The sequence below is a fragment of the Corynebacterium meitnerae genome, assembly GCF_027570075.1.
GTDB classification, from domain to species: domain Bacteria; phylum Actinomycetota; class Actinomycetes; order Mycobacteriales; family Mycobacteriaceae; genus Corynebacterium; species Corynebacterium meitnerae.
The window spans coordinates 10,652-35,610 of record NZ_JAKMUS010000015.1 but is presented as its reverse complement, the minus strand read 5'-3'; the positions used below and the strand labels follow the sequence as shown (position 1 = coordinate 35,610).

Annotated in this window: 22 protein-coding genes; 8 read left to right on the top strand and 14 right to left on the bottom strand. The window is 61.7% G+C overall.

From position 1 onward, the window contains the following. The first annotated feature begins 34 nt into the window (after nucleotides 1-34). Nucleotides 35-394 carry a YbaB/EbfC family nucleoid-associated protein gene (locus L8U60_RS08980; protein ID WP_269966030.1) on the top strand — a complete coding sequence of 120 codons (360 nt, stop codon included), beginning with the start codon at nucleotides 35-37 and terminating at the stop codon, nucleotides 392-394. 59 nt (nucleotides 395-453) lie between these two features. Then, nucleotides 454-1,089 carry a recombination mediator RecR gene (gene recR / locus L8U60_RS08975; RefSeq protein ID WP_269966029.1) on the top strand — a complete coding sequence of 212 codons (636 nt, stop codon included), beginning with the start codon at nucleotides 454-456 and terminating at the stop codon, nucleotides 1,087-1,089. Nucleotides 1,090-1,309: 220 nt separating this feature from the next. On the opposite strand, the gene L8U60_RS08970 is transcribed toward recR, so the two are convergent. The 5 genes from L8U60_RS08970 to leuA all read right to left on the bottom strand — a co-directional run bounded on the left by L8U60_RS08970 (nucleotide 1,310) and on the right by leuA (nucleotide 7,240). Then, nucleotides 1,310-2,032, bottom strand: coding sequence for a type 1 glutamine amidotransferase (locus L8U60_RS08970; protein ID WP_269966028.1), 723 nt, complete (start codon nucleotides 2,030-2,032; stop codon nucleotides 1,310-1,312). Continuing rightward, on the bottom strand, nucleotides 2,025-3,326 hold the full coding sequence (locus tag L8U60_RS08965; protein WP_269966027.1) for a Mur ligase family protein: 1,302 nt from the start codon (nucleotides 3,324-3,326) through the stop codon (nucleotides 2,025-2,027). The genes L8U60_RS08970 and L8U60_RS08965 overlap by 8 nt, the downstream gene beginning before the upstream one ends. Before the next feature lie 46 nt (nucleotides 3,327-3,372). Then, a complete protein-coding gene (locus L8U60_RS08960; protein WP_269966026.1) occupies nucleotides 3,373-4,395 on the bottom strand; it encodes a DNA polymerase III subunit epsilon in 1,023 nt (340 codons plus the stop codon). Then, on the bottom strand, nucleotides 4,389-5,330 hold the full coding sequence (locus tag L8U60_RS08955; protein ID WP_269966025.1) for a hypothetical protein: 942 nt from the start codon (nucleotides 5,328-5,330) through the stop codon (nucleotides 4,389-4,391). Before L8U60_RS08955 ends, L8U60_RS08960 begins: the two co-directional genes overlap by 7 nt. Nucleotides 5,331-5,401: 71 nt before the next feature. After that, nucleotides 5,402-7,240 (bottom strand): 2-isopropylmalate synthase, encoded by a 1,839-nt coding sequence (gene leuA / locus L8U60_RS08950; RefSeq protein WP_269966024.1) that lies wholly within the window; start codon nucleotides 7,238-7,240, stop codon nucleotides 5,402-5,404. Nucleotides 7,241-7,579: 339 nt separating this feature from the next. Between leuA and L8U60_RS08945 the strand changes: the two genes are divergently transcribed. Beyond that, nucleotides 7,580-8,023 (top strand): DUF2871 domain-containing protein, encoded by a 444-nt coding sequence (locus L8U60_RS08945; RefSeq protein WP_269966023.1) that lies wholly within the window; start codon nucleotides 7,580-7,582, stop codon nucleotides 8,021-8,023. Nucleotides 8,024-8,026: 3 nt separating this feature from the next. Here the strand turns inward: L8U60_RS08945 and L8U60_RS08940 are convergent, their stop codons facing one another. Next, nucleotides 8,027-8,884 (bottom strand): DMT family transporter, encoded by an 858-nt coding sequence (locus L8U60_RS08940; protein ID WP_269966022.1) that lies wholly within the window; start codon nucleotides 8,882-8,884, stop codon nucleotides 8,027-8,029. 169 nt (nucleotides 8,885-9,053) lie between these two features. On the opposite strand from L8U60_RS08940, the gene L8U60_RS08935 reads away from it, so the two are divergent. From L8U60_RS08935 to L8U60_RS08920, 4 genes are all read left to right on the top strand, one after another. Then, entirely contained in the window at nucleotides 9,054-10,739 is a 1,686-nt protein-coding gene (locus L8U60_RS08935; RefSeq protein WP_269966021.1) for a hypothetical protein, read from the top strand. A 110-nt stretch (nucleotides 10,740-10,849) separates the two neighbouring features. Further along, complete coding sequence (locus L8U60_RS08930) at nucleotides 10,850-12,778, top strand: hypothetical protein (protein WP_269966020.1); 1,929 nt, start codon at nucleotides 10,850-10,852, stop codon at nucleotides 12,776-12,778. 152 nt (nucleotides 12,779-12,930) lie between these two features. Further along, nucleotides 12,931-14,196, top strand: coding sequence for an aspartate kinase (locus L8U60_RS08925; protein WP_269966019.1), 1,266 nt, complete (start codon nucleotides 12,931-12,933; stop codon nucleotides 14,194-14,196). Nucleotides 14,197-14,235: 39 nt separating this feature from the next. After that, nucleotides 14,236-15,267 carry an aspartate-semialdehyde dehydrogenase gene (locus L8U60_RS08920; RefSeq protein WP_269966018.1) on the top strand — a complete coding sequence of 344 codons (1,032 nt, stop codon included), beginning with the start codon at nucleotides 14,236-14,238 and terminating at the stop codon, nucleotides 15,265-15,267. Nucleotides 15,268-15,273: 6 nt separating this feature from the next. Here the strand turns inward: L8U60_RS08920 and L8U60_RS08915 are convergent, their stop codons facing one another. Next, a complete protein-coding gene (locus tag L8U60_RS08915; protein WP_269966050.1) occupies nucleotides 15,274-15,813 on the bottom strand; it encodes an RNA polymerase sigma factor in 540 nt (179 codons plus the stop codon). Nucleotides 15,814-15,990: 177 nt separating this feature from the next. Here L8U60_RS08915 and L8U60_RS08910 point away from each other — a divergent pair, with 177 nt between their 5' ends. Then, on the top strand, nucleotides 15,991-17,553 hold the full coding sequence (locus L8U60_RS08910) for a catalase (RefSeq protein ID WP_269966017.1): 1,563 nt from the start codon (nucleotides 15,991-15,993) through the stop codon (nucleotides 17,551-17,553). 212 nt (nucleotides 17,554-17,765) lie between these two features. Here the strand turns inward: L8U60_RS08910 and L8U60_RS08905 are convergent, their stop codons facing one another. The 7 genes from L8U60_RS08905 to L8U60_RS08875 form a co-directional block, all read right to left on the bottom strand. Continuing rightward, nucleotides 17,766-18,854, bottom strand: a complete 1,089-nt coding sequence (locus L8U60_RS08905) for an HNH endonuclease signature motif containing protein (RefSeq protein ID WP_269966016.1) — start codon at nucleotides 18,852-18,854, stop codon at nucleotides 17,766-17,768. Nucleotides 18,855-19,031: 177 nt separating this feature from the next. Continuing rightward, a complete protein-coding gene (locus L8U60_RS08900) occupies nucleotides 19,032-19,352 on the bottom strand; it encodes a Na+/H+ antiporter subunit G (protein WP_269966015.1) in 321 nt (106 codons plus the stop codon). Further along, nucleotides 19,352-19,618, bottom strand: a complete 267-nt coding sequence (locus L8U60_RS08895) for a cation:proton antiporter (RefSeq protein WP_269966014.1) — start codon at nucleotides 19,616-19,618, stop codon at nucleotides 19,352-19,354. The genes L8U60_RS08900 and L8U60_RS08895 overlap by 1 nt, the downstream gene beginning before the upstream one ends. A 9-nt stretch (nucleotides 19,619-19,627) precedes the next feature. Further along, nucleotides 19,628-20,110, bottom strand: a complete 483-nt coding sequence (locus L8U60_RS08890) for a monovalent cation/H+ antiporter subunit E (protein ID WP_269966013.1) — start codon at nucleotides 20,108-20,110, stop codon at nucleotides 19,628-19,630. Next, nucleotides 20,110-21,639: a monovalent cation/H+ antiporter subunit D family protein gene (locus tag L8U60_RS08885; protein ID WP_269966012.1), complete on the bottom strand. Its 1,530-nt coding sequence runs from the start codon at nucleotides 21,637-21,639 to the stop codon at nucleotides 20,110-20,112. Before L8U60_RS08885 ends, L8U60_RS08890 begins: the two co-directional genes overlap by 1 nt. Then, nucleotides 21,639-22,028, bottom strand: a complete 390-nt coding sequence (locus L8U60_RS08880; RefSeq protein ID WP_269966011.1) for a cation:proton antiporter subunit C — start codon at nucleotides 22,026-22,028, stop codon at nucleotides 21,639-21,641. Before L8U60_RS08880 ends, L8U60_RS08885 begins: the two co-directional genes overlap by 1 nt. Then, complete coding sequence (locus tag L8U60_RS08875; RefSeq protein WP_269966010.1) at nucleotides 22,025-24,958, bottom strand: DUF4040 family protein; 2,934 nt, start codon at nucleotides 24,956-24,958, stop codon at nucleotides 22,025-22,027. The genes L8U60_RS08880 and L8U60_RS08875 overlap by 4 nt, the downstream gene beginning before the upstream one ends. Nucleotide 24,959 lies beyond the last annotated feature (1 nt).

Genomic DNA, 24,959 nt, shown 5'->3' with positions numbered 1-24,959 from the left:
ATCTGATTAACGTTTTGAAGAAAGGTTCAACACTATGACTCAGCCAGAGCAGCCAGGTATGCCCGATATGCAGGAACTCATCCGCCAGGCGGCTGAGGTCCAGGCACAGATCCAGCGCGCACAGGAGGAGATCCTCGCAGCTGTCGTCCAGGGCACCGCAGGTGGCGGTCTTGTGAATGTCACCATGACCGGTGGCGCCGAGATCACGGACCTGACCATCAGCCCGGAGGCAGTGGACCCCAACGATGTGGAGACCCTGCAGGACCTGATCCTCGCTGCTTACCGCGATGCGCACACCAAGGCTGGTCAGCTCGCACAGGAGAAGATCGGTCCGCTGACCCAGCAGCCGGCTGACGGTGGCAATGATTTCACCCAGATGTTCGGTGGCAACTAGTCCTAGTTAGGTCTAGCGCAACGGGGCCTTAGGGCCCCGTTTTTCTGTGAGGAGGAACCATGTTTGAAGGACCGCTCCAGGACCTTATCGACGAGTTTTCCCGCCTACCCGGCGTCGGCCCCAAAAGCGCGCAACGCATTGCGTTCCATCTTCTGAAGACGGATCCGGATGACATCGATAGGCTGCGAGCGGCACTCGCTGCCGTCCGCGATGGTGTAGCTTTCTGCCGGATCTGCAACAACGTCTCCCGTGAAGAGATCTGTCGCGTCTGTGCTGATAGTGGCCGGGACGCCGGGCTGATCTGTGTAGTTGAAGACGCCAAGGACATCCAAGTAATCGAGCGGACTGGTGAGTACACCGGCCGCTACCACGTGCTCGGTGGGGCACTGGATCCGTTGGCAAATGTGGGGCCGAAGGACCTTGCTATCTCCAGTCTCCTGCAACGCATCGGTGGGGTCTTGCCGGACCTCGATGGCGTTGCTCCGGAGGACAACCCCGTGATCCACGAGGTCATCCTGGCCACCGACCCCGACACCGAAGGGGAGGCTACCGCCTCCTACCTGGCGCGGCTGTTGAAGGACTTCCCGGATCTCACCGTCTCGCGCCTGGCCTCGGGCATGCCGTTGGGTGGGGACTTGGAGTTCGTCGACGAGCTCACCCTCTCGCGCGCCCTCACCGGCCGACTGAAGTTGTAGCACCGCTGCTTGTGGTAGCCGTCTTCAATGGCGAAGTTAGTCCCGTCCGCGATGTGAGTCCCACAAATCACATAGGCAACATTTGACCTGGGGTTTTGCAAGGGCGGCCCGGACGGGACTAACTTGCCGCGCGGGGGCAGCGGGGAGAGGCGCGGGGTGCGGGGGCAGCGGGGAGAGGCGCGGGGTGCGGGGGCAGCGGGGAGAGGCGCGGGGCGCGGGGTTAGCGCATGCGCTCGGCGCGGAGGCGGTCGACCTCGGGAAGCTCGAGGGGCTCGAGGTCAGCGAGGGGGATACCGAGGGCGCGGGCGAGAAGGAGATCGGCCAATTCCGGATTGCGGGCCAGGGCGGGGCCATGCATGTAGGTTGCGATGACGCTGCCCTGAACTGCGCCTTCCCCGTTCGTGCCGCCAGCGGCGTTGCCGTTGCCGGTGCGGATAGTGCCCAGGGGTTGGGCGTCAGGGCCGAGGACGGTGCCGCCCAGGTGGTTTTCAAAACCGGTGAGTGGCTGGGTCAACTCTTTGGTGATCCCGGCGTGAGTGGGCGTGGACACTACTTCGCCGATGGAGCGGGAGGGGAGGGGGGTGGTGGTGGCGTCGATAAGCCTGAGGCCGTCGACGAGCTTGCCGTGGGCGCGGAAGGAAACGCCGAGGACCTGAAGGCCGGCGCATACTGCGAAAATGGGGCGCTGGTTGGCTGCGGCGCGGGTAAGGCCACCGTCGGCGATGAGGTGTTCCGCGGCGAGTACCTGGGCGGAGTCCTCGCCACCGCCGAGGGTGTAGACGGAGAGGTCGTCGGGGATGGCGTCGCCGAGCTTAAAGGGGATGATGTCGGCGTCGATGCCACGCATGCGGGCGCGGCCGCGCAGGACGAGGGCGTTTCCATCATCGCCGTAGGTGCCCAGGATGTCGGGCAGGATGAGGCCGATGGTCAGCTTCTTAGCCATGGGAGACCTCCTTGAGCAGGGCGTTCTTCAGGTTGAGCAGCGCGGTGTAGTTAGCCAGGACCTCCACGCGTCCGGGTGGGCAGGCCTTGATGGCTTTAAGGGGGTCGTGGATGAGCTCGTGGGAGATGCCGGCGTAGAGGAGGCGCACCGCTAGGTCGGTGCCGCGTTCGCCGGAGGCTTTGACGGCGATGCCGTCGAATTCTTCGAACTTGACGTCCCAGAGCCAGGAGAGGTCCTCGCCATCACCCTGTTGGCCATTGACGGCGATGACTAGGCCATCAGCGTCACGGTCCACCATGGACAGGGCTTCTTGCCATCCGGCGGGATTCTTAGCCAGGAGGAGGTGGATGTGGTGCTCACCCCAGGTGATGGTGGTGTAGCGGCCGGCCACGTCGTCGACCTGCTCGGTTGCGGCGATGGCGGCTGCGGTGTCGGCACCGTAGACATCCACTGCGGCGGCCACGGCTTGGGCGGCGTTGCCACGGTTAGCGCGGCCGGGCAGAGCCAGGTTAAGAGGGTGGACGGTGCCATCGGGGGAGGTCAGGCCCTCATCAGTGACGGTCCATTGGGGGGTGGGGCGGCGGAAGGAGCGGCCGCTGGCAAGCTGCTTGGTTGCGTACCAGTCCTCCTCAGTGCGCACGATGTGCCCTGCGCCGCGGGGGTTGGATACAGAATCACCGACCCAGCCGGCGCCGGCGGAGACCCAGACGACCTTCGGGGCATCGAAGGCCACGGAGGTCATGAGCACGTCATCGCAGTTAGCCACGACGGTCATGCTCGGGTGCATTTCCACCGTCTTGCGCAGGGCGCGCTCGATGGAGTTGATCTCGCCGACGCGGTCCAGCTGGTCGCGCGTGAGGTTGAGCAGCACGAGGGCATCGGGCTTGAGGCGGCGCACGATGGCGGGAACGTGCAGCTCATCGACCTCTAGCACCACGTGGGAGGCGGACTTATCGGCCAGGAGCGCGGAGATGATGCCGGCATCCATGTTGTCGCCGCCATCGTTGGTGGCCACGGTGAATTTTGTGCGCAGCGCGCCCACCAGCATGCGGGTGGTGGTGGACTTGCCATTCGTACCGGTGACCAAGATGGTGGGGCGGCCGGCCAGCTGATCCAGGATATTCGGGTCGATTGCGCCGGCAATGAGGCCGCCGATCATGCCGCCAGCACCACGCCCAGTTGCGCGGGAGGCGGTGGTTGCGAGCTTCGCCGCGCTGACCGCGACGGAGGAACGCAAACGTTGAAACGGCCCTGTTTTCCCAGTGCCGTGGCTACCGGGTGTGCTCGAACTCATGGGTTAAAACTCTAGACGATCACGGTCAGCCACCGTGAGGGCGCGCTTATTGCTCGCGCAGGACGGCAAAAAACTCTTCGTCCGTAATGAGTGGAATGTTCTTGCGCTCCGCGTGCATGGCTTTGCCGCGCAGTTCGGAGGCAGGGCCGGTGACGTTGCTGATCACCAGGGATGTTTCGCGGGAGAGCTTCTCCGTGTAGGTCATGTCGGCGTCGAGGATGGCTTGAATGATGTCGTCATGGTCCATCGCCACGTCGTCCGTGACCACCACTTCCATGCCGGGGCGCAGCCCAGATTTCGCGGTGTAGATTCCCGGGTTGCCCTTCGTGGGCTCAGCCTTTTCCGCCCGCACGCGAATGCGGGAGCGCTGCAGCCCGAAGCGGTCATTGGTCAACTCATCGGGGGTGCGAGTAACAAGCTCGCCAGCCTCACGTTGTCGCAGGTAGAGCTGCATTAAAGCGAGGGTTCGCTGGCGCGAGGTCGTCTCCTCAGGCTCAGCGGCGCGCGCGGCGCTTGCCTGTACAGGCGGCAGCTCAACACCAGCTTGGGCCGCCACGGCATCAAGGCGGGCGTCAGTGAGGACGTTTCCTTGTTTCCGGGCAGTCGCAAGCGTATCGACGATCCCAATCGGCGCCGGCACATGCCCCACCCGCTGCCTCCGTCGCCCTTGCCTGCGGTTACGGGAACGGTTCGCCCGGGCAGCCGCGTTCATTGCGCGGCGTGACTCGGACACAATGAAACCCCAGGCAAATGGCGCATCGTGGACGATGAGCGTGCGTCCATCAATGAAGCGGTCCAGGGTGCGCAGGTGGCGCCCAAACTTCGGGGCGCGATCGAACAAGCTGTAATCCACACCGTGCATGTGGCGTGGTCCGGGATCCCCACCACAGTTGAAGATGGCGTGGAATTCGTCCCCGACCTCACCCGCATCATTGAAGGCCACACCGTCGAGGGTGACCAGGCGGCCAGTGCTCGGGTGAATGTTCGTGGCTTGCGGGTACAGCGCAACGTAGGGGTAGAGCTCGGTGAGGTTCGGCTCCTCGGCGGGAGTGTCGTTGTTGTTTACCACTGGAACTCCAGAATAGGCACGGGCGCGGGGGCGTTCGGGTTTTCTTGCGGAGCGGGGACCGGGGCCGCCGGAGCAGGAGCAGGTGCAGGCGCCGGTGCGGGGGCGGGCGGTACATAGCCTGGGTCCACATGCGGGCGCGTTGGCGGAAGTGGCTGGTAGTTCTGCTGGGCAGGTGCCGGATTCGGATTCGCAGGAGCAGGCTCCGCCGGGGAGGTCTCCGTCTCAGATGACGGGGATTCCTCCGCGGACGTTGTCTCCGAAGAAGACGACGCTGGTGAAGAAGGCGAAGAGTTCGTGGCCTTAGACGCGCTCGAATCATTCACGTACGCATTGATCTCACGAGCATGCTCACCCGTGCTGGTGTAGTACGCAATAAACCCCACCACACCCAGCGCGATGGCAGCGCACAACACGGCGGCCATCTGCATGTTGAGGAGGGACGCGAACTCAAACTTCCGGCCCGTAGGGTCGGACGGAGTGCGCTCCGCATCCGCCGCCTTGGCTGCCGCTTCTGCTTCAGCATCCGCCGCGAAGTCCTCGTTGTGCTTGGACGGTTGGCTAGATGGGCTCCGCGTCGGGCCGAGGGGGTCGGCGTGGATGGTGAGGGCTGGGGCGCCGTCGATAAGCGAAAAAACGCCATGCGCAAGCGCGATCAACCCGCGGCTTTCCAGCAACCGCAAGGACGGGCTGAGCTCCATTCCCGCAGGTCCATCGAGCTCGCCGACGATGTGGCCGTCCACGAGGGCGACGACCTCGCCCGCAGCATCGAAGCCGATTTCCACAGCGACGGGCGCGCCATCGGTGCGCACGCCGAGAGCTTCGGCCGCAGCTTCATCGAGGTAGATCACACGCGGAGTGCCTGTTGGCAACCACACACTTTGAGCGTGCGGGGACAAGTCGGAACGGTGAATGCCATCATCAGCATTGCGGCCCATGCGCCCCTCCGATCCGTGTGAAACCAAAAACCAGTAAACCCTTTCTAGAGAAAGAGCCTAGTCGGGGAAACTTACTGGCCCAAAGGCTGCCTGATATTCAGGCTGCGGTTGGCGGCAGACACCATGGCCTTGATGGACGCGCGGGTGGTGGAACCAGCGATGCCCACGCCCCACGCGTCAGACCCGGCGACGGCGGCGTGGATGAAGCACACTGCATCTGCATCCCCACCAGCCGTGCGTGCCTGCTGGCTGTAGTCCGTGACCTCATAGTCCAAGCCCAGGCCACGCAGTGCGTCGGCGAAAGCAGCGATCGGGCCGTTGCCGGAACCCGTGATGGTCTTGGTCTCACCGTTGTAGACAACGCCGGCCTTGACGGAGGCCTCATCCTCGTCCGTCTCAGCAGCGTCGACGTGCAGGCTGACCAGCTCCAGCGGGGATTCCACGTCGAGGTACTCGCCGGCGAAGACATCCCACATGTTCTTGGAGTTGACCTCGCCGCCCTCCGAATCCGTGATGGCCTGCACGACGGAGGAGAACTCTGCCTGCATTGCCTTGGGCATGTTGATGCCGTGGTCCGTCTTCATGATGTAGGCCACGCCACCCTTGCCGGACTGGGAGTTCACGCGAATCACAGCCTCGTAGTCGCGGCCCACGTCCTTCGGGTCGATCGGCAGGTACGGGACCTCCCACACGGTTTCGCGCAGTTCCTCCCACGCGACATCCGTGGAGGAAGCGTCTGGACGGACCTTTTGCGCCAGGGCATCCAGGCCCTTGTTGATGGCGTCCTGGTGCGAACCGGAGAACGCCGTGAACACCAGGTCACCGCCGTACGGGTGACGCTCCGGGACGCGCAGCTGGTTGCAGTACTCCACGGTTTCGCGGATGCCAGCGATGTCGGAGAAATCAATCTGCGGGTCCACACCCTGGGTGAGCATGTTCAGGCCCAAGGTGATCAGGTCCACGTTGCCGGTGCGCTCACCGTTGCCGAAGAGGCAGCCCTCGATGCGGTCCGCGCCGGCCATGTAGCCGAGCTCTGCTGCTGCGACGCCTTCACCACGGTCATTGTGCGGGTGCAGGGACAGGATGATGGAGTCACGCTTCTTCAGGTTGCGGTGCATCCACTCGATGGAATCGGCGTAAACATTTGGTGTGATCATTTCCACCGTGGCCGGCAGGTTGATGATCATCGGGTTCTCCGGAGTGGCCTCCATGATGTCCACCACTGCGTCGCAGACCTCGGCGGCGAAGTCCAGCTCCGTGCCGGTGAAGGATTCCGGCGAGTACTCCCAGCGCCAGTGGGTGTCCGGGTAGTCCTTCGCAATGTCCTTGATCAGCTCAGCGGCATCGGTGGCCAACTGCTTGATGGCGGCGCGGTCCTTGCGGAACACCACTTCACGCTGCAGCTTCGAGGTGGAGTTGTAGAAGTGCACGATGACGCGCGGTGCGCCGGCGCATGCCTCGAAGGTGCGGCGGATCAGGTGCTCGCGTGCTTGGACGAGAACCTGGATGGTCACGTCCTCCGGGATCATGTCCTCTTCGATGATCTCGCGTACAAAGTTGAAGTCCGTCTGGGAAGCGGACGGGAAACCGACCTCGATCTCCTTGTAGCCCATCTCCACGAGCAGCTTGAACATGCGACGCTTGCGCTCCGGGCTCATCGGATCAACCAGAGCCTGGTTGCCGTCACGCAGATCCACCGCGCACCATTGCGGTGCAACGGTGATCTTCTTGTCCGGCCAGGTGCGGTCCGGCAGGGAGATGTCCTCTACCTCTTTGGCAAAGGGGAGGTAGCGCTCGAACGGCATTGAGGAGCCGCGCTGGGTATTCCAGGCCGGCTGGCCTGGGTTGCGCGGGCCGGTGGGCTTGCGGGTTTCAGCGGGCGGAGCGATGCGGGAATCAGAAGGGGTCATGGCTAGTCCTTAAAAGAAAATCACGGGTGAAAAGAGAAATACGGCCGGCATGACAAACTCCGCGACGGGGTGCCGGCCGTGAAGAAAATGGCCTAGAACCCGCCGCGGCTTAGAAGTAGGACAGCTCCTCGATGGAGAGCTGCCACACGCTGTGCGGTAGCCGATGACATGGTTCACATCGTAGCCAAGAAGAGGGCGTGCGCAAGCATCTTGCACAGATTAGGGGGAACTACATCTTTTGAGCGATATTCTTAAGGCGGATAGGGTGGGGCTTGCATTGACAAGTTCGTATGTCGTTTATTTCATTCAGCTGCACCTCGGCTGAGAAGGAGTTTTCCCATGAAGTCCCTGTACCAAGCAGCAGTTGCGTATTTAATCCTGGGCCTTGCCTCTGGCGTTTTCTACCGTGAATTCACCAGGAGCCAGGGCTTCACCGAGGGTCAGTTCAGCCAGCTTGGCGTGACCCACACTCACCTGCTGATGCTGGGCTTCTTCGCCTTCCTGATCTTCCTGCTGCTGGAGAAAAACTTCGCGGTCTCCCGCTCTAGCAAGCTGTTCACCAGCTTCTTCTGGTTCTACAACATCGGCGTTGTGGTGACCGTTGGCATGATGCTCTGGCGCGGCAGCCTGACGGTGCTCAACATGGAGGGCAACGCCATGATGTCCGGTATCGCCGGCCTGGGACACATCTCCATCACTGTCGGTCTGGCCTGCTTCATGGTTGCTTTGGGTCGCGCAATCAAGGACCCGGTTCCGGCTAACGCCGAAAAGGTCAACGCCTAAGCGCTAGATCGATTTCCGCGACAGGAAATAGGTCGCAGTAAACATCGCCACTACCGCCACTGCCATGAGGGCCCAGCCCCACATGGTGGTGACGGTAAATTTTTCGCCCAACAGCGCCATGCCGAGGGTGTACGCGAGTAGCGGCTCGAAGATCTTCATCGCGGGCAGAGACTGGGAGAGATCGCCCGCGCCGAACGCGTATTGCTGCACGATCGTGCCCACCACAGCTGCTGCGAGCAGCGCATACAGTGGCCACGTCGTGGTCATTTCGGCCAGGCCGCCGCGCACAAAAGCGTCGACCGTCGTTTTGGAAAACACGGCTAGGTAGCCAAAGATCGCGCCGCACACCGCGCCCAAAAGGAATGCGCGAAAAACAGAGCTTTGTCGCTTTGCGACGATCACAGTCACCCCCATCGCCGCCACCCCACACCCCACGGCGAGGAGCCATTCCTTCCCCGCTGCCATGCGGGTTCCCGGCTCAGGCCGGCCAAGGATGACCAGCACGCCCACCGCGATGGTGAGCACGGTGGCCCAGAAGGATTCGTCGAGTTCCATCCGCCGTTTGTTCACCCGGGCCGCCAGCACCAAGGTCATGAGCAGCGACAGCACCAGCACTGGCTGCACGACAAGGAGCGTGCCAAAACCCAGCGCTACTGCCTGAAAGCCATATGCAACCCACGCCAAAGACAGGGACAGCCACCACACTGGGCGCTTGATGGCCCCGATGGCACCCACGGAGTTTTCGTGCTCCGCGTTGTGGCGCAGCACAATCTGGTGGCGCCACACCGTTCCAATTGCGATAGTCAGCGCCGAGAGAAGCGCGAAGACTATGGCGAGGGTGTTGTTGTGCACGGACAGCATGGTACTCAACGATGACCGCTTCACGGCTGAAGCGCTGCCAGTCAATTGCCATGGAATCCTTCCCGGCATAAGCTTGGCGCAAGCTGCAATGCGCGTGGGAAAACTTTGGGATTCAGCTCAAATATTCACGTGACAATGCTTTGGGATGATTGATTTAGAAGGATTTCACGTGCGTTCCTCTCAACTGTTTAGGCGGATTGTTGCTGCGGTGACGTCGGTAGCAATGTGCGCGTCTTCCGTTTCTGTGGCGCAGGCGCTGACCGATGGCAATATTTCGAACCTCACCAACTCTGGTTTGGCTTTTTGTAATGGCCGCGACGTCCAGTGCTTCAAGGAGGTTGGTGATGAGGTCCGCGTGGAGTACACCATTCAGTTCAGCAACGGTGTGTCCTCGAGCGATCACGGGCAGACCGCTCGCGGGAAAGCGATTGCGATTCCTTCTGTCATTGAGAACGTCGAGCTTGAAGTCGTATCCGTTCCTACTTTTCCTCAGGAAGACGGGGAGATTGGCTACCCGGCCGATGAGAGCTTCTATCAGATGACCCCTGAGGGTGGCATTGAGCCGATTGTTCTCAATGAAGAGCTGAATATTCGAACCTTGGAATATGGCCCTGACGCTGAGGATTCTGATTACTGGGATTGGCGCGACCCGGAAGATCCCAACTTTGCTGAAGAAAAGCAGCGCACAGTGCTGTCTACCGGTGACGAAATTGATGTTGAACGCTACGTGGGCGAGGACTTTTTCAAAGCCGCTGATAATCGTTTCGGTCTTGCCGTTGAGGATCCAGCCGGAGTTGAAGAGCTCGATGTTGTCGGTTTGAACGGGATGGATTTCGGGACAAAAGAGCACTACTGGGATGAAGGGCCGCTGGCCAATATCTCGATCGGCGTGATGGAGCGTAAGTATCCCTACGACATCATTGCCATGAACGCCGTGCCCCGCCCCGGCATCACTACCTTGAAGCTGAGCGGCACTGTGAAGACGAAATCGGAGCAGGCCTATCTGCCTATCCGTGTGCGCGATTCCTACTGGAAGTGTTCTCAGGAAGGTGGCGGCCCGGGCAGCTATGAGGAAGGCTGCCAGTCGCTCGCTGAGTACGCCTGGGGCCGGATTGAAAGCCGTTTGCCGCGTTACTCGCTCGACGATCAGGTAGTGACGCAGGCGAATATTGAAAACTCCACACCGCATGGACTGAATGGCTATAACTGTTCCGTCAATGAGGACTTGTCCCTGACAGAAGGTCGGCCTGTCCTGGATCGTTTGGGTGCGGACCTCGTGCCGCGACCCCTTCCGTTCAAGTTCCACGGTCCTTCCGTAGAACCGATCTATGAGGGAACGTATAGCGGATTCGGCGAGGCTTATGCCAGTGTTTTCACGTTGAAGAACAACCCGGACGTCCAGTATCACGTTGCCGGTTACGGTGTCGAGGACGATGGGTGTGACCAAAGTGGTGTCCTCATCCAGAAGTGCGACTTTGTGGCTGACGGCAGCTCCATAAAGAGCCCATGTGGTGCCGCTATTGCCGGTGTCACGCTTCCGATGCTGCTGCTCATCCCGCTTGGTGTCATGTCCGCTCTTCGCGCGCCGGGTTTTGACAAGCTCGATCAGCAGCTCGATTCCGCACTCCGCATTGCTCAGGGCGAATTCCTTAACGGCGTGGGCATCAACCCGGGCAACTTCTACCAGGTAGCCAATAACGCTGGCGAGCAAGCGGCCCGAATCGCTCCGCTCATCGGTATTGCTGTGGGCGTTCTGGGCGCTATCGCGGTGGCCATTGTGGCGGGTACCGAGCTGTCCAAGGCGTGTGAGTTGAATACGCCGGGGGCTTCGTCCCGGAAGGATGGGTCGTCGTAAAGCTTTCATTTGAAACGCCTTTGGTTCGCCTGTCTATTAGCTGACAAGTAGGTGGATATTTGCTAGGTTGTTTTCTTGTCAATTACTGAACGTGCGAGGAGCAACCACATATGAATATGAAACGGGCATTGAAAGCCGCCGTCGTAGCGGTGACCACCGCGGCAATGTGCCTCACTGCAGCACCGAACGCGAACGCGAACCTGCCAAATAACGACAGCATTCACAACCCCGGCAACTCCGGCGGCGTGAACTGCAACGGCAAGGACGTCGAGTGCTTCAAGAAAGTCGGCGACAAGGTCGAGGTGGAGTACACCCTCCAGTTCAACAACGGTGTCCTTTCCTCTGACCATGGCCAAACCGCACGTGGTCGCGCGGTTGCTTTCCCCTCCGTCCTGGAGGACGTGAAGCTCGAGCTCGTTTCTGTTCCCGCGCAGGGAGATATCAAAGACACGCCCAGCGGCGGCGTAGCAGTTGAGCAGGTGAACAAGGAAGTCCCGCTGAAGGACGCCACCTTTGGTGAGATCACCGAGGAAGACGATTCCGAGGCGACAGAAAAGCCCACGGAGCCGACGATGGGCTGGACGCCTGATTACTCAGGCGGCAACGTTGACCCGTACGTTGACACGTATGTGGACGAACCAGGGAAGTTCTACGCCACTCGCCTGACCGCGGAGGAGCTTTTCAAGGAAGTTGAGCACTACCGCTCACTGGAGGGGAAGACTGGCCAGGTCGACGTGATCTCGTCGCATACCACTAGCAATGACACTTCAGTGCTGTACAACATCAGCATCGGCACGATGCGCCGTGACATGCCTTACGACGTCCTTGTGTTTGGCACCGCGCCCCGCCCGGGTATCACCACGCTGAAGCTGAAGGGCACTGTGACCACCAAGAGCGAGAAGGCGTATCTGCCGATTCGCGTGCGCGATGTCTTCTGGAAGTGCTCCCAGGAGGCAGCAGGTGCTGGTTCCAAAGAAGAGGGCTGCCTGAGCCTTGCTGAATACCCCTGGGGCCGCATCGAAAGCCCACTGCCGGAGTACTCCCTGACTGACCAGGATGTCACGGAGCGTGTTTCCCGTCAGCACACCAAGCACGGCCTCAATGGTGCGTCGCAGTGCAGCGTGACCACGGATCTGTCTGTTGCTGAAGGCCGTGAGGTTCTTGACCGAATCGGTGCGGATGTGGCTGCGCGCCAGAGCCTCGGCAAGCAGTACGCGGAACAATTCACCCTCAATCAGGCCCTGTCAGTTCTCTACTTCGTCGCGGGTTACGGAATGAAGGAAGACGGCTGCGACCAGGCGGGAATCCTGGTGCAGAAGTGTGACTTCACCCTTGAGAAGCAGCCTGACGGCTCCGTCGTTGTCATCTTCAACATCAACAACGTGACCAACGTGTCGATCAAGGAGAGCGGCTACAAGATCGAGCAGCGTCCGGATGGCACCTGGATCATCACCACCACCGACGGCAAGCCGGTCACCGGCAACATCACCCTGAACTACCAGGTGGGTGGCAAGCAGTACTCCAAGGTCATCAACATCACCAACAACAGCTCGCTGAGCAGCGGTAACCAGCTCAGTAGCGGCAAGGGCCAGGCTGGTGAAGGCTCGAGCGTCGACGGTAAGTGCATCGCGTCCATCGTGGGCCTGACCGCTCCGCTGCTTCTCCTGATCCCGCTGGGCATCCTGTCCCAGGTGCAGATCCCGGGCTTCGAGCACGTTCACGCGCAGCTCAATGAAGCAATGCGTGCAATTAACGACGAAGCCCAGCGCACCTTCGGCATCCACGACGCAGACCGCTCCCGCCGCGCGAACAGCCTTGCTGAGCAGGCTCAGGCCGCTGCAGCGCAGGCAGGTCCGATGATCGGCGCAGCAGCTGGTGCCCTCGGTGCTATTGCTGTGGCGCTCACCCTGGGTGACCTTGCAATGCGTGCGTGTGGTTACGAGGAGCAGACCTCCTCGTACAAGATCATGAAGGCCACCGGCAAGGAGGGTTCCTCCAAGGATCAGGAAAAGGATCCGGCCGCGGAGCCTAAGGAGTAAAGGGAGCACTCCCTCGCAGCCACAGTCCGCACTGTTCTTTTCCTGTTCGGTCCCACCGTGAATGTATGAGGGCAAAACTTAAGGCGGTTACCCGTAAAGTGGGTACCGCACATTGTCCGGGTGGATGACCCGGGGTAGAAGAAAGGCGAACTGTGGCACTGATCGTCCAGAAGTACGGCGGGTCCTCTCTCGAGAGCGCGGAGAGGATTCGCGCGGTGGCGAAACGGATCGTCGATACGCATAAAGCGGGCAATGACGTTGTGGTTGTCTGCTCTGCGATGGGCGATACGACGGATGAGCTGCTCGATCTGGCGGCTCAGGTGAACCCGACGCCGCCGCCGCGTGAGATGGACATGCTGTTGACCGCGGGTGAGCGTATTTCTAATTCCCTCGTGGCTATGGCGATTGCCTCCTATGGTGCGCCGGTGCAGTCCTTTACCGGCTCGCAGGCTGGCGTGATCACCACCGAACGTCACGGCAATGCCCGCATTCTTGAGGTGACGCCGGGTCGCGTGCAGGATGCTATCGACGCAGGCAAGATCGCCATCGTCGCCGGTTTCCAGGGTGTGAACCGCGATACCCGCGACGTGACCACGCTGGGCCGCGGTGGCTCTGACACGACCGCCGTGGCGCTGGCCGCAGCGCTGGAAGCTGACGTGTGTGAGATCTACTCCGACGTCGACGGTGTGTACAGCGCGGACCCGCGCATTGTCTCCGATGCGAAGAAGCTTGATCACCTTTCTTTCGAAGAGATGCTGGAACTTGCCGCGTCCGGTTCGAAGATTCTTGTCCTGCGCAGCGTTGAATACGCCCGTGCATTCAATGTTCCCATGCGAGTACGCTCGTCTTACAGCAACGACCCCGGCACGCTGGTGTCCGGAGCGATGGAGGATATCCCCGTGGAAGAAGCAGTTCTGGTTGGTGTGGCCACCGACGACTCTGAGGCAAAGATCACCGTGCTTGGTATCCCGGACGTGCCGGGTGAGGCCGCGAAGGTGTTCCGCGTGCTCGCTGATGCAGAGATCAACATTGACATGGTCCTGCAGAACACCTCTTCGCTGCATGACAACACCACGGACATCACGTTCACCCTCCCCATTGCTGATGGCCCGCGCGGGATGAAGCTGCTCGAGGACCTGGTGAAGCGCGAGGGTTGGCAGAACGTCACCTACAACGATGAGATTGCCAAGGTCTCCCTCGTGGGTGCCGGCATGAAGTCCCACCCGGGCGTCACCGCTGATTTCACGGAGGCGCTGCGCGACAAGGGCATCAACATCGGCATGTTGAACACCTCTGAGATCCGCATTACCGCTGTCGTGCGTCGCGCGGACATGGAGGACGCCGCGCGTGAGATCCACGAGAAGTTCGACCTCGGCGGTGACGAGCCGGCCGTGGTGTACGCAGGGACCGGGCGCTAAGCCCATCCTTGAAACGCGAAAGCAGATTGGAGTAATTCATTGACTACGGTCGCAGTCGTTGGCGCAACCGGCCAGGTCGGCCAGGTTATGCGCGATATCTTGGTGCAGCGTAACTTCCCGGCAGACAAGGTGCGTTTCTTCGCGTCCCCGCGCTCGGCGGGCAAGGAACTGGAGTTCCGTGGTGAGCAGATCGTGGTGGAAGACCTCACCCAGGTCACGCCTGAATCCGTGAAGGACGTGGACATTGCCCTGTTCTCCGCCGGTGGTTCCACCTCCAAGGAATGGGCTCCGGTTTTTGCTGAGGCGGGTGCCACGGTGGTGGACAACTCCTCCGCATGGCGCAAGGACGATGAGGTTCCGCTGATCGTCTCCGAGGTCAACCCGGAGCAGGCGAAGGGCCTGAAGAAGGGGATCATCGCTAACCCTAACTGCACGACGATGGCGGTCATGCCTGTTGCCAAGGCGCTTAACGACGAAGCAGGGCTCACCACCATGCGCGTCGCCTCCTACCAGGCCGTCTCGGGCTCCGGCCTGGCCGGTGTGGAAACGCTGGCGAAGCAGGTAGCTGAGGTGGGCGACCATAACGTGGAACTCACCCACGATGGCTCTGTCTTGGTGCCGTCTGACCTTGGCCCCTATGTCGCACCGATCGCGTTCAACGCGCTGCCGATGGCCGGCAATTTCGTCGATGACGGCACCTTCGAAACCGACGAAGAGCAGAAGCTGCGCAACGAATCCCGCAAGATCCTCGGCCTGCCTGACCTGAAGGTTTCTGGTACTTGCGTCCGCGTGCCTGTCTTCACTGGTCACACCATGGTTGTGCACGCTGAGTTCGAGCGTCCGATCACCCCGGAAGATGCCAAGCGCGTCCTCGAGGCAGCACCGGGCGTCACTGTTGTTGACGTCCCCACGCCGCTCGAAGCAGCAGGCAAGGATGACTCTCTGGTCGGCCGCATCCGCCAGGACCAGACCGTCGATGACAATCGTGGCCTCATCTTTGTCGTCTCCGGCGACAACCTGCGCAAGGGCGCAGCCCTCAACACGATTCAGATCGCTGAGCTGCTGGTCTAAACAGTTTCAATCGCCCGCGCCCGCCACCAGATCTCGGCGAGCGCGGGCTACGCGTGAGCGGATCGTGCCCACGCGCACGTTAGCGATCTTCGCTGCCTCCTCATACGTATAGCCCAGGACCTGGGTGAGGATGAGGGCTTCTCTGCGTTCGGCAGGGAGAGCGTCGAGAAGCGATTGCGCATCAAGCACTTCGCTCCACGTATTTGAGTTATCGAGACTTGGCTGCTGCGCGGCAACATCGTCATACTCAACCGCCGCCTTGCGCGGGCGCGCCATGTCGTGGCGGACTGAATCCACCCACGTGCGACGGGCCAGGGAGAGCAACCACGTGCGCGCACTCGAACGCGCCGCAAACCGGGGCAGCGACCCCATCACGCGCAGATACGTCTCCTGCGTCAGATCATCCGCGTGCTCCCTGCCCCCAAGGTGCGCGAGCAGACGCCACACATCCTCCTGCGTTGCGCGAATGAACTCAGACAGTGCCTGCTTATCGCCACGGCCGGCGCGCAGCGCCAACTCCGTCACGTAGGCATCGTCCCTCTTCATCACGAGGACTGACGTTACCAGCAGGAAGCCCAATCACTGCGAGGGTGGCTCTCAGTGCAAATTCAGGTAACAGGCAGGGAGTGGTGAGCTCATTCACCGTGAAGGTTCCTAAAGGATGCGTAAGGTCGGACCGGTAAGTAAAACCTGATAATCGCTAGACATAAGGAGGGCTTCTCAATGACTGACAAGAACCCAGCAGAAGACATTGTGAAGAAGGGCGAGCGCCCTGCCGGCAACGGCCAGACCACTCGCCTCGGCGGCCAGCCCGTCGCATCCGAAAACATTTCCATTACTGCTGGTCCGCAGGGGCCGAACTTGCTGGATGACATCCACCTCGTGGAAAAGCTTGCTCACTTCAACCGCGAGAACGTCCCGGAGCGCATCCCTCACGCAAAGGGCCACGGCGCTTTCGGTGAGCTGCACATCACCGAAGACGTGTCCAAGTACACCAAGGCCAAGCTGTTCCAGCCGGGCACCGTTACCCCGATGGCTGTTCGCTTCTCCACCGTCGCCGGTGAGGCCGGCTCCCCGGACACCTGGCGCGACGTCCACGGCTTCGCGCTGCGTTTCTGGACCGAGGACGGCAACTACGACATCGTGGGCAACAACACCCCGACGTTCTTCCTGCGCGACCCAGTTAAGTTCCCGGACTTCATCCACTCCCAGAAGCGTGAGCCAGCATCCGGTCTGCGTAACGACGAAATGCAGTGGGATTTCTGGACCCGCACCCCGGAGTCCGCACACCAGGTGACCTACCTCCTCGGTGACCGCGGAACCCCGAAGACCTCCCGCCACCAGGACGGCTTCGGCTCCCACACCTTCCAGTGGGTCAACGCTGAAGGCGACGCAGTGTGGATCAAGTACCACTTCAAGACCCGCCAGGGCTGGGAGTGCTTCACCGACGAAGAGGCCGCCAAGGTAGCCGGCGAGAACGCTGACTTCCACCGCCAGGACCTCTACGAGGCCATCGAGCGCGGCGACTACCCGATCTGGGACGTCAAGGTCCAGATCATGCCGTTCGAGGACGCGGAGAACTACCGCTTCAACCCGTTCGACCTGACCAAGACCTGGTCGCAGAAGGACTACCCGCTTGTCGACGTCGGCTACTTCATCCTCAACCGCAACCCCAAGAACTACCACGCTCAGATCGAGCAGCTGGCTCTTGATCCGTCCAACATCGTCCCCGGTGTTGGCCTGTCCCCGGACCGCATGCTGCAGGGCCGCGTCTTTGCTTACGCTGACCAGCACCGCTACCGCATCGGACCGAACTACAAGGACCTGCCGGTCAACCAGCCGATCGTCCCGGTGAACACCTACGCTGAGCGTGGCCCGATGGCGTTCTTCTTCAACAACGAGGGCGAGCCGAACTACACTCCGAACCGAACCGACAAGGGCGCTGGCTACCTGGACAATGGTGAGGACTCCTCCTCCAACCACACCACCTACGGCCAGGCTGAGGACCTCTACGTCAACCCGGATCCGCACGGCACCGACCTGGTCCGCGCCGCCTACGTCAAGCACGCTGAGGACGACGACTTCGGCCAGGCAGGCACCCTCTACCGCGAGGTTTTCGACGATGGTGAGCGCGAGCGCTTCATCCACAACGTGACCAACAAGATGCTGCCCATCAAGGACGAGGACGTTGAGGAGCGCACCTTCGCCTACTGGGGCAACGTCGACGCTGACCTGGAGACCAAGCTCCGCGAGGTGCTGGCCGCCAAGCGCGCCGAGCAGGGCTAGCCCCTAGCCCTCAGCGCACGCCCAAGCTCCAAACGCAGAACCCGCACTCACGTGCGGGTTTTGTTTTTCCGAGGACGGGGTCGGTTTGACTATCGCACCTTCCAGCGATCCGTGACCTGGGGTTTTGCCCGGCACCATTCGCCATAGTCAAACCGTCTGTTTTTAGGCATGCCGAATAGCCGGTCAAGCCGGCTATTCGATGAGTTGGCGGGTTATCTGCCGTACAGGAGTGTCATTGCCCCGAAGGGGTGGACGGTGTTGGGGATGAGGTATCCGCGTGGTGATCTCCACATCGGTGTGCCTCTGATGTTTTCCACCCGCCCGTGGTGGGGTTTGGATGGGTCATCATCATTGGTGCGGTTGTGATACCGGCACAGCATGGCCAGGTTATCCATGTTGGTCAGCCCACCTTGGGACCAGGCTGTGATGTGGTGGACTTCGCAGTTATCTGCCGCGTGCCGGCAGTCCGGCACTGGACACGTCGGCATGGTGGCGCGGGCCAGGTCGCGTTGTTTCTGGTTAGCGAAGCGTTGCGTGTCATACAGGTTAACCGGGCCTTCCTGCGGGTGGAACATCGCTACTTCTAGGACGTCCCCAAAATTCTGCTGAAGGAATTCCGCACCGGTCATGGTGGTGCCATCGGTGAGCCCCAGGATGACATCATTTCCGTGACCTTTCATGATTGTGATGTGCTCGTCCATCGGGATGAGGATCAACGGGCGGGGTACTGCAGGGGCAATACCTGAAGGTTGATCGTCTTCGTCGGGGCGTAGGCCGATCCTTTTCATCACGTTTTCGTACATCTGCGGACCGGCAGGACCATCTCCCAGGTTTTGACGGGCCGCGAACTCAATAGCTGCCGCGTCTTTTTCCAAGGCCATGATGGTCACCGGGCGCCGTGTGCCACGAGACTTACCAAACCGCATTGTTGGCTCCGGGACAGGCTTGTCCACCTCCGGCACGATGTCCTTGGAACGGCGCTTGAGCGTGTCGTAGTTGCCCGGGACGGACAGCAACGCCAAACGCAGCCGCCATTTCTCGGCGGGGTCCTCAATGGAGGAGATCCGGCCTTCGATGTAGACGAGTTGATCCAACGCCTTCTTCGTCGAGCGTGCCACCTTGATCGCGTTGGCTTGCTTACGGGTGAACGTGGTTTTGCCGTAGTAAGCCTTGTGGACTTTTACTAATTCGCGAACACGGGAAGGGCTGCAGCCAGCATCGAGGAGTACCTGGGCATCAAAGTCTGCCAGGGCCTCGATCGGGTTGGTTAAACCCGCTACCAGTGATCCGAATGCGTTCATGCCTTGCACGCTAAACCGAAACGCAACAACGCGCGAGAAGGGCCCCAAAAACCTGTGGATAACCCAAAAATCTATCCACAGGGAGCGCGGGCTCAAGCCCGCGCAGGAAGCGGAGGACCAGCAACAACAGGCCGGTTCCCGCAAACCCCAAAAAAGTTTTAAACGCTTACCGCGGAATCAACCGGCGGCGCGCGGATCCACCGCGGTCACGCCGTGGATGGAGCGGCCCATGATGAAGGAGCCGACGGAACCGACGATCCAGACGCCAAGGATGGCGATGGTGGCGCGAATGGTGTCCGCAGTGTTGAAGCCGTCGGTGGCCCAGTCCGCGGTGAGTTTGGCCAGGATGAGGGCCGGGAACGCGACGCAGACCAGTGGCCCTAGTAGGTTCACGCGGGTCAGCGCGTTGGGGGCGCGGAGCTGGAGGATGAGGGTGGCCACCGTCATGAAGACGGCGACGGCCACGAAGAACAGAACGATGAACTGCCAGATAGCCATTAGCGGCGCCCCCTCGAGATAATGCGGGACATGGACAGGGTGGGGATCGTGCCGCAGACGAGGGCGGCGAGGATGGCGATTTCGTAGCCAATGAAGGTGTCGTTGAAGATCGTCCATACGAAGTAGAGGCAGACCGCGCCGTAGAAGATGTAGTCCGCGAGCACGGCGCGGTTGAGTTCGTCCTTGTCGCGCAGGATGGCGATCATCCCGATGATCAGGCACGCCACGATGATCACGATGGCACCGATGAGGATTGCTTCAAACATGTGCGAGGGTCACTTCCTTCCAGTTCGGGCACGCCGGGAACGCCGCCGGCGCCGCGCCTGGTCAGCAGCATCAACGGGGTCGGCGGCGTCAGGGTTGGTGGCGTCGCGAAGGTCTTCGTAGGGCTCCCAGAGAACCTGGGAGGGGTCGACAGGGGTGTCCTTGACGCGCGGGGCAACGTGTTCTTCCATGTCAGCCAGGCCGGCAATGATGTCTTCGGGGTTGGAGCCGAAGGCGGCTTGGACGAGCATGATGCGCGGTTTGCCGGCACCAGTGTCGCGGAAACCCATGGCCAGGGTGGATGGGGTGGCGGTGACGGAGGTGGAGAACCAGAACAGTTCCCATTCGCTGTCTACGCGCAGGGGGTAGTAGATGACAATCGGCGTGATGCCTGATTCGCCCCGGAACGCGGCGAGGGCGGTGGAGAATCCGGCTGCCAGGATTTCTTTGATGATCCAGAAGAAGTAGCGGATGCCGTGGAGGATGGTCTTCATTAGTGGCCTCCTTGCAGGGTTGCGGCGTCAGGCACACCGATCGGGTCGGGGCCGAGGACGGCGGAGGTGTAGGAGGGGACGTCGAGAAGCGCGTCCACTGATTCGGTCACGGCGCCCCACAGCGGGCCGGCGGCGATGAACATGCAAAGCGAGATGAGCATAAGGCTTGCCGACGGCGCCAGCAACGCCCCTCGCACATTCAGGTTCTCCGGGAACCGCTGCATCGGCTTGCCCCAGAACACTTCGCGCCAGACGCGGAACATGGCCAGCATCGCGCCGAAGGAGGCGACGATGATTGCGCCGATGACCACCCAGGAGGCAAGGTCAGCGGGGCGCGCGGCGGCGAAGACGAGGGAGAGTTTGCCCCACAGGCCGGAAAATGGCGGGAAGCCGATGACGGAGAATGCGCCGGCGGCAAAGATCGTGGCGGTGAGGGGGTCGCGTCGCGCCAGGCCGGAGAGCTTGGACAGTGTGCCGGTGCCGTAGGTTTCCTCGATGGCGCCGGAGTTCAGCGTCAGCGCGCCGATGGTGATCATGTGGTGCAAGGTGTACATCAGGCCGGCGGCGAGCGCGTAACGGGCGTCATCCTGCGTGAATGCCAGCATGATGAGGATGAATGGCATGCCGTTGATCATCTGGTAGCCGAGGACTTGGCGGATCGTGGATTCGGCAAGACCGGCGAAGGCACCGACGAGCATGGACACGATCATCACGCCGATGATGAGCCAGTTCCAGCGAGCATCCATGTCAAAAATGACCACCCAGATGCGGAAGAGCATGTACACCGCGACCTTCGTGTGCAGGCCGGAGAAGAGGCCCATCACTGCAGCGCTTGTCGACGTATACGTGCGCGGCAGCCACGTATGCAGCGGGAACACAGCGGCCTTCGCGCAGATGGCGGCAACGACGATGGCCATGGCGACGGTGACCGGACCATTGCCGGCGGCAGCGCCTTGGAGTGCGCCGATGTTGACGGCGCCGGTGACGGCGTAGACGTAGCCCACGCCCATGACCAGGAAGGTCGATGCGGCGAGGTTCACCAGGACAAAGAGGCGTGCGGACTTGAGACGGTGGCGCGTACCCGACATGGCGATGAGGCCGTAGGAGGGCAGCAGCATGACCTCGATCATGACGAAGAAGTTGAATAGATCCGCCGTGAGCAAGGCACCGGAGACACCGGTGATGAGCACCAGCGTCAGTGGTGTGTAGTACCGCGTGCGGGTTTCGCCGGAGACGATGGCGAACCAGTTGGAGATCAGCGCCACCAGCATGGTGGTGATGATCATGATCGCGGAGAATTGATCACCCGCAAAGGCGATGCCCGCCCCACCTTGGTAGAGGCCGATGATGTGGCCGATGGTGCCGTGCTGCGCGGTGTAGAAGTACAGCCACACACCGCCGGCGAGGTTGAGGGTGGGGATGAGGAGGGACAGGGCGTCGTTAAGCATGCGCCACGGCGAGAGTGCCGTGACTGCCGCAACGATGAGAGGCAGCGCAACAAAGACAGGGAGGAGTGCGTCAGGTGCCACTAACCACGCACCCCCTTGTAGGCGGTGCGGCCGGCCGTGGTGAGGGCGTCGGGTCCGAGCTTGGCGGCCTGGTCGTCGTCGAGGATGTTGTCAATAGTGTCATCATCGCGTCCTAGGGCGGCTAGGAGCAGCAGGATCGTTGTGGTGGCCATGGCGATGACAATCGCGGTGAGCACGAATGCCTGCGGCAGTGGGTCCGCCATCTGGTCCATGGACGTCTGGGAGGGGAAGGACTCTCCACGCCACGCACCGTTGCCGGCTGCCAGGAGGGTGAGGTTGCTGGCATGGCCGAGCAGGGACATGCCGAAGATGATGCGCACCATGCCGCGCTGCATGATCAGGTACACCGCCCCGGCAATGAGGATTCCAACTGTGGCTGCGTAAATCATTGCGCGCCTCCCTTCGGGGTCTTTCGCGATCCAGCAGCAATGGCGCTGGCCAAGTCAAGCGGTTTCGCTGCCGGATTGATCGGCTTCGGATGGGACTGTGCCGCCCCGTCCGGCGTGGAAATCTCAGGCACACCGGGTAGGGGATTGGGGCCGTCACGGTGGTAATCCAGATGCTCGCGGTCTGCGCCGGGGCGCAGGTAGCCACCCATGCCGTTGATGGCCATGGTGAGCATGCCGAGGACGGCGAGGTAAATGCCGGCATCAAAGATCAACGAGGTGGTCATGTGCTCCCCGGCGATCTCACCGTGGATGGCGTACATGAAGCCACCTTCGATGAAGCCGAGGAAGCCAGAAGAAATGGCCACGATGATGCCAATACCGGTGAGGTAGATCGGGGTCTTGGCGCCCACCGCGTTACGGTCCGAGCTTTGCGACAAGTAGCTCAACACAAACGCGGTTGCCAGCACGAGTGCGGCGATGAAGCCGCCGCCCGGGGCGGTGTGGCCGCGGAAGAAGATGAGCACAGACAGCACGACGAGGATCGGCGTGATCAGCTTGGCCACCTTCCGTAGCGGCAGCGTGTTCAAGCGCGATTGGCCGAACGGTGCCGGGCGGGTGCCCTCCTGGAAGTCATGGCGTGGCACCGAGGCAGTAACAGCGGCGATCACCACGGCGGCCATGCCCAGGACGGAAAGTTCGCCCAAGGTATCAAAGCCACGGAATTCCACGATGATCACGGCAACGATGTTGTCCGCACTCGTGAGTTTGCCGCCCTCGGTCAGGTACCACATGGCCAGGTCGGAGCGTTCACGACGCCCAGTCAGCGAGTACACGCCCAAGAACGCGATAATGCCGGCTACAGCCGCGAACAGGATGGACCACGTCTTGCGCTTCGCAGGCGTCTCTGGGAAGAGGCGCGGCTGATAGCGCAGCACCATCATGATCACCACGATGGTCAGTGCTTCCACCGTGAACTGGGTGAGTGCCACGTCCGGTGCGCCGAGCAGCAGCATCTGCAAGCTCATGCCAACACCGGCGGTGCCCAGCAAGACAGCTGCTGTCATGCGCTTCTTGGTTGTCATCAGGCCAAAGACGGACAGGGCAATGATGGTCAGCGGGATGAGATCCCAGTAGTTGCCCAGGCCGTCCGTGCGCGGAGCTGGGATCACACCGTCAACACCCGTGGTGAACACGGCGGTGACAGCACCCATGGTCACGATCACGGCCACCAACCAGACGAGGTGGCGCGACGGGTTGAAGCTGTTGGCCATGGCGCCAACGAATCGACCGATGCGCTCGGAGCCTTTCACCACACCACTCAGGACATCATTGCCGGTAAACGGCAGCAACGCCTTGTTCTCCAGCGCTGCAAAGACCGGCTTGCGCACGAAGAGGAAGGCGATGCCAGCCGCCAGGACAACCATGGACACGATGAACGGCCAGGTCACGCCGTGCCACAGAGCCAGGTGCGACTCAAAGCCGGCGGTGGGGGCGATGGAGGTGACGGCGTGGGTCACAGGGCCGTCGATAAGCGAAAGTGCAAAAACCGCGGGCACAGACATGAGGCCGGGCAGCGCGGCCGGAAGCCACAGCGAAACGGGCGCTTCGTGGACGTCGGACATGTCGCGCGGGCCGTCGATGAACGCGCCGAAGACGATCTTGGCGGAGTAAACGAATGTGCACAGCGCGGCGAGGCCGCCGAGTACAAGGAGCAGCGGGCCGTACGCGGTGGTGTGGAACGCGTCCAGGATCGATTCCTTGGACACGAAGCCGAACAGCGGCGGGATCGCGGCCATGGAAGCGGCCGCGACAACGAGGGCGCCGAACGTGAACGGCATCTTGTCCCACATGCGGCCCAGACGGCGGATGTCGCGCGAGCCGGCCTCATGGTCAATTACGCCGATGAGCATGAACAGGGAAGACTTGAACAGCGCGTGCGCGAGCGTGTGCACGAGTGCCGCGGCGAGCGCGAACGGCGTACCCACGCCGACGGCCGCGACGATCCAGCCCAGGTGGGAGACCGTGGAGTACGCGGTGAGCTGCTTCAGGTCCGTCTTCGTGATGGCAAAGATCGCGGACATGAGCGCCGTGCCCAAGCCCGCCGTCACCAGCAGGACATTCCACGTGGTGTTGCCGGCGAAGATGGTGGAGAAACGCAGCAGCAGGTAGATACCCGCCTTGACCACGGCGGCGGCGTGCAGGAACGCAGAAACTGGGGTGGCGGCGGCCATCGCTTCCGGCAGCCAGAAGTGGAAGGGGAACTGCGCGGCCTTAGTAAAGCCGGAGATAGCAATGAGCAAGGCCACGCCCGTGACCAGCTTGCTGTCCTGCTGCCACACATCCGCGGCGAGGATCTCGCTCAGACGGGTGGTGCCCGTGGTCACCGCCGCAATAGCCAGGCCGGACAGCAGCGTGAGGCCTCCGAAGAAGGTCAGCGCAAGGGTGCGGAAAGAACCGGCCTCACCTGACGAGCCGGACCGCGCGATGAGGAGGAAGGACGCGATGGAGACGAGCTCCCAGCCGATGAAGAGCAGCACCACATCGTCTGCAAGCACGAGCAGTAGCACCGACAGGGTGAAGGCCGTCATGATGGTGTAAAAGCTCGTGTTGCCGTCATTCTTAGGCAGATACGCCGCTGAATAAATGAGCACGATGCCGCCGATACACAGGGCCAGCAGCGCGAAGAAAGCACTCAGCCCATCAGCGCGCAACGCAATATCAACAGTGGTACCGGGGCCAAGGAGATCCTCAGCCCACGTTGTTTCGAACACGAGGGGATCAGCGCCGGTCAGTGAGCGTGCAAGCACGCCGGCAGCGATGAGCATGACGGGGCCCAGGACCCAACCAGCCCTGCGATCCGCCACGCGCACTAGCACCGGGGATGCAACCACAGACGCGGCAACGATCCCGAGAACGATTAGAAGAGCCATA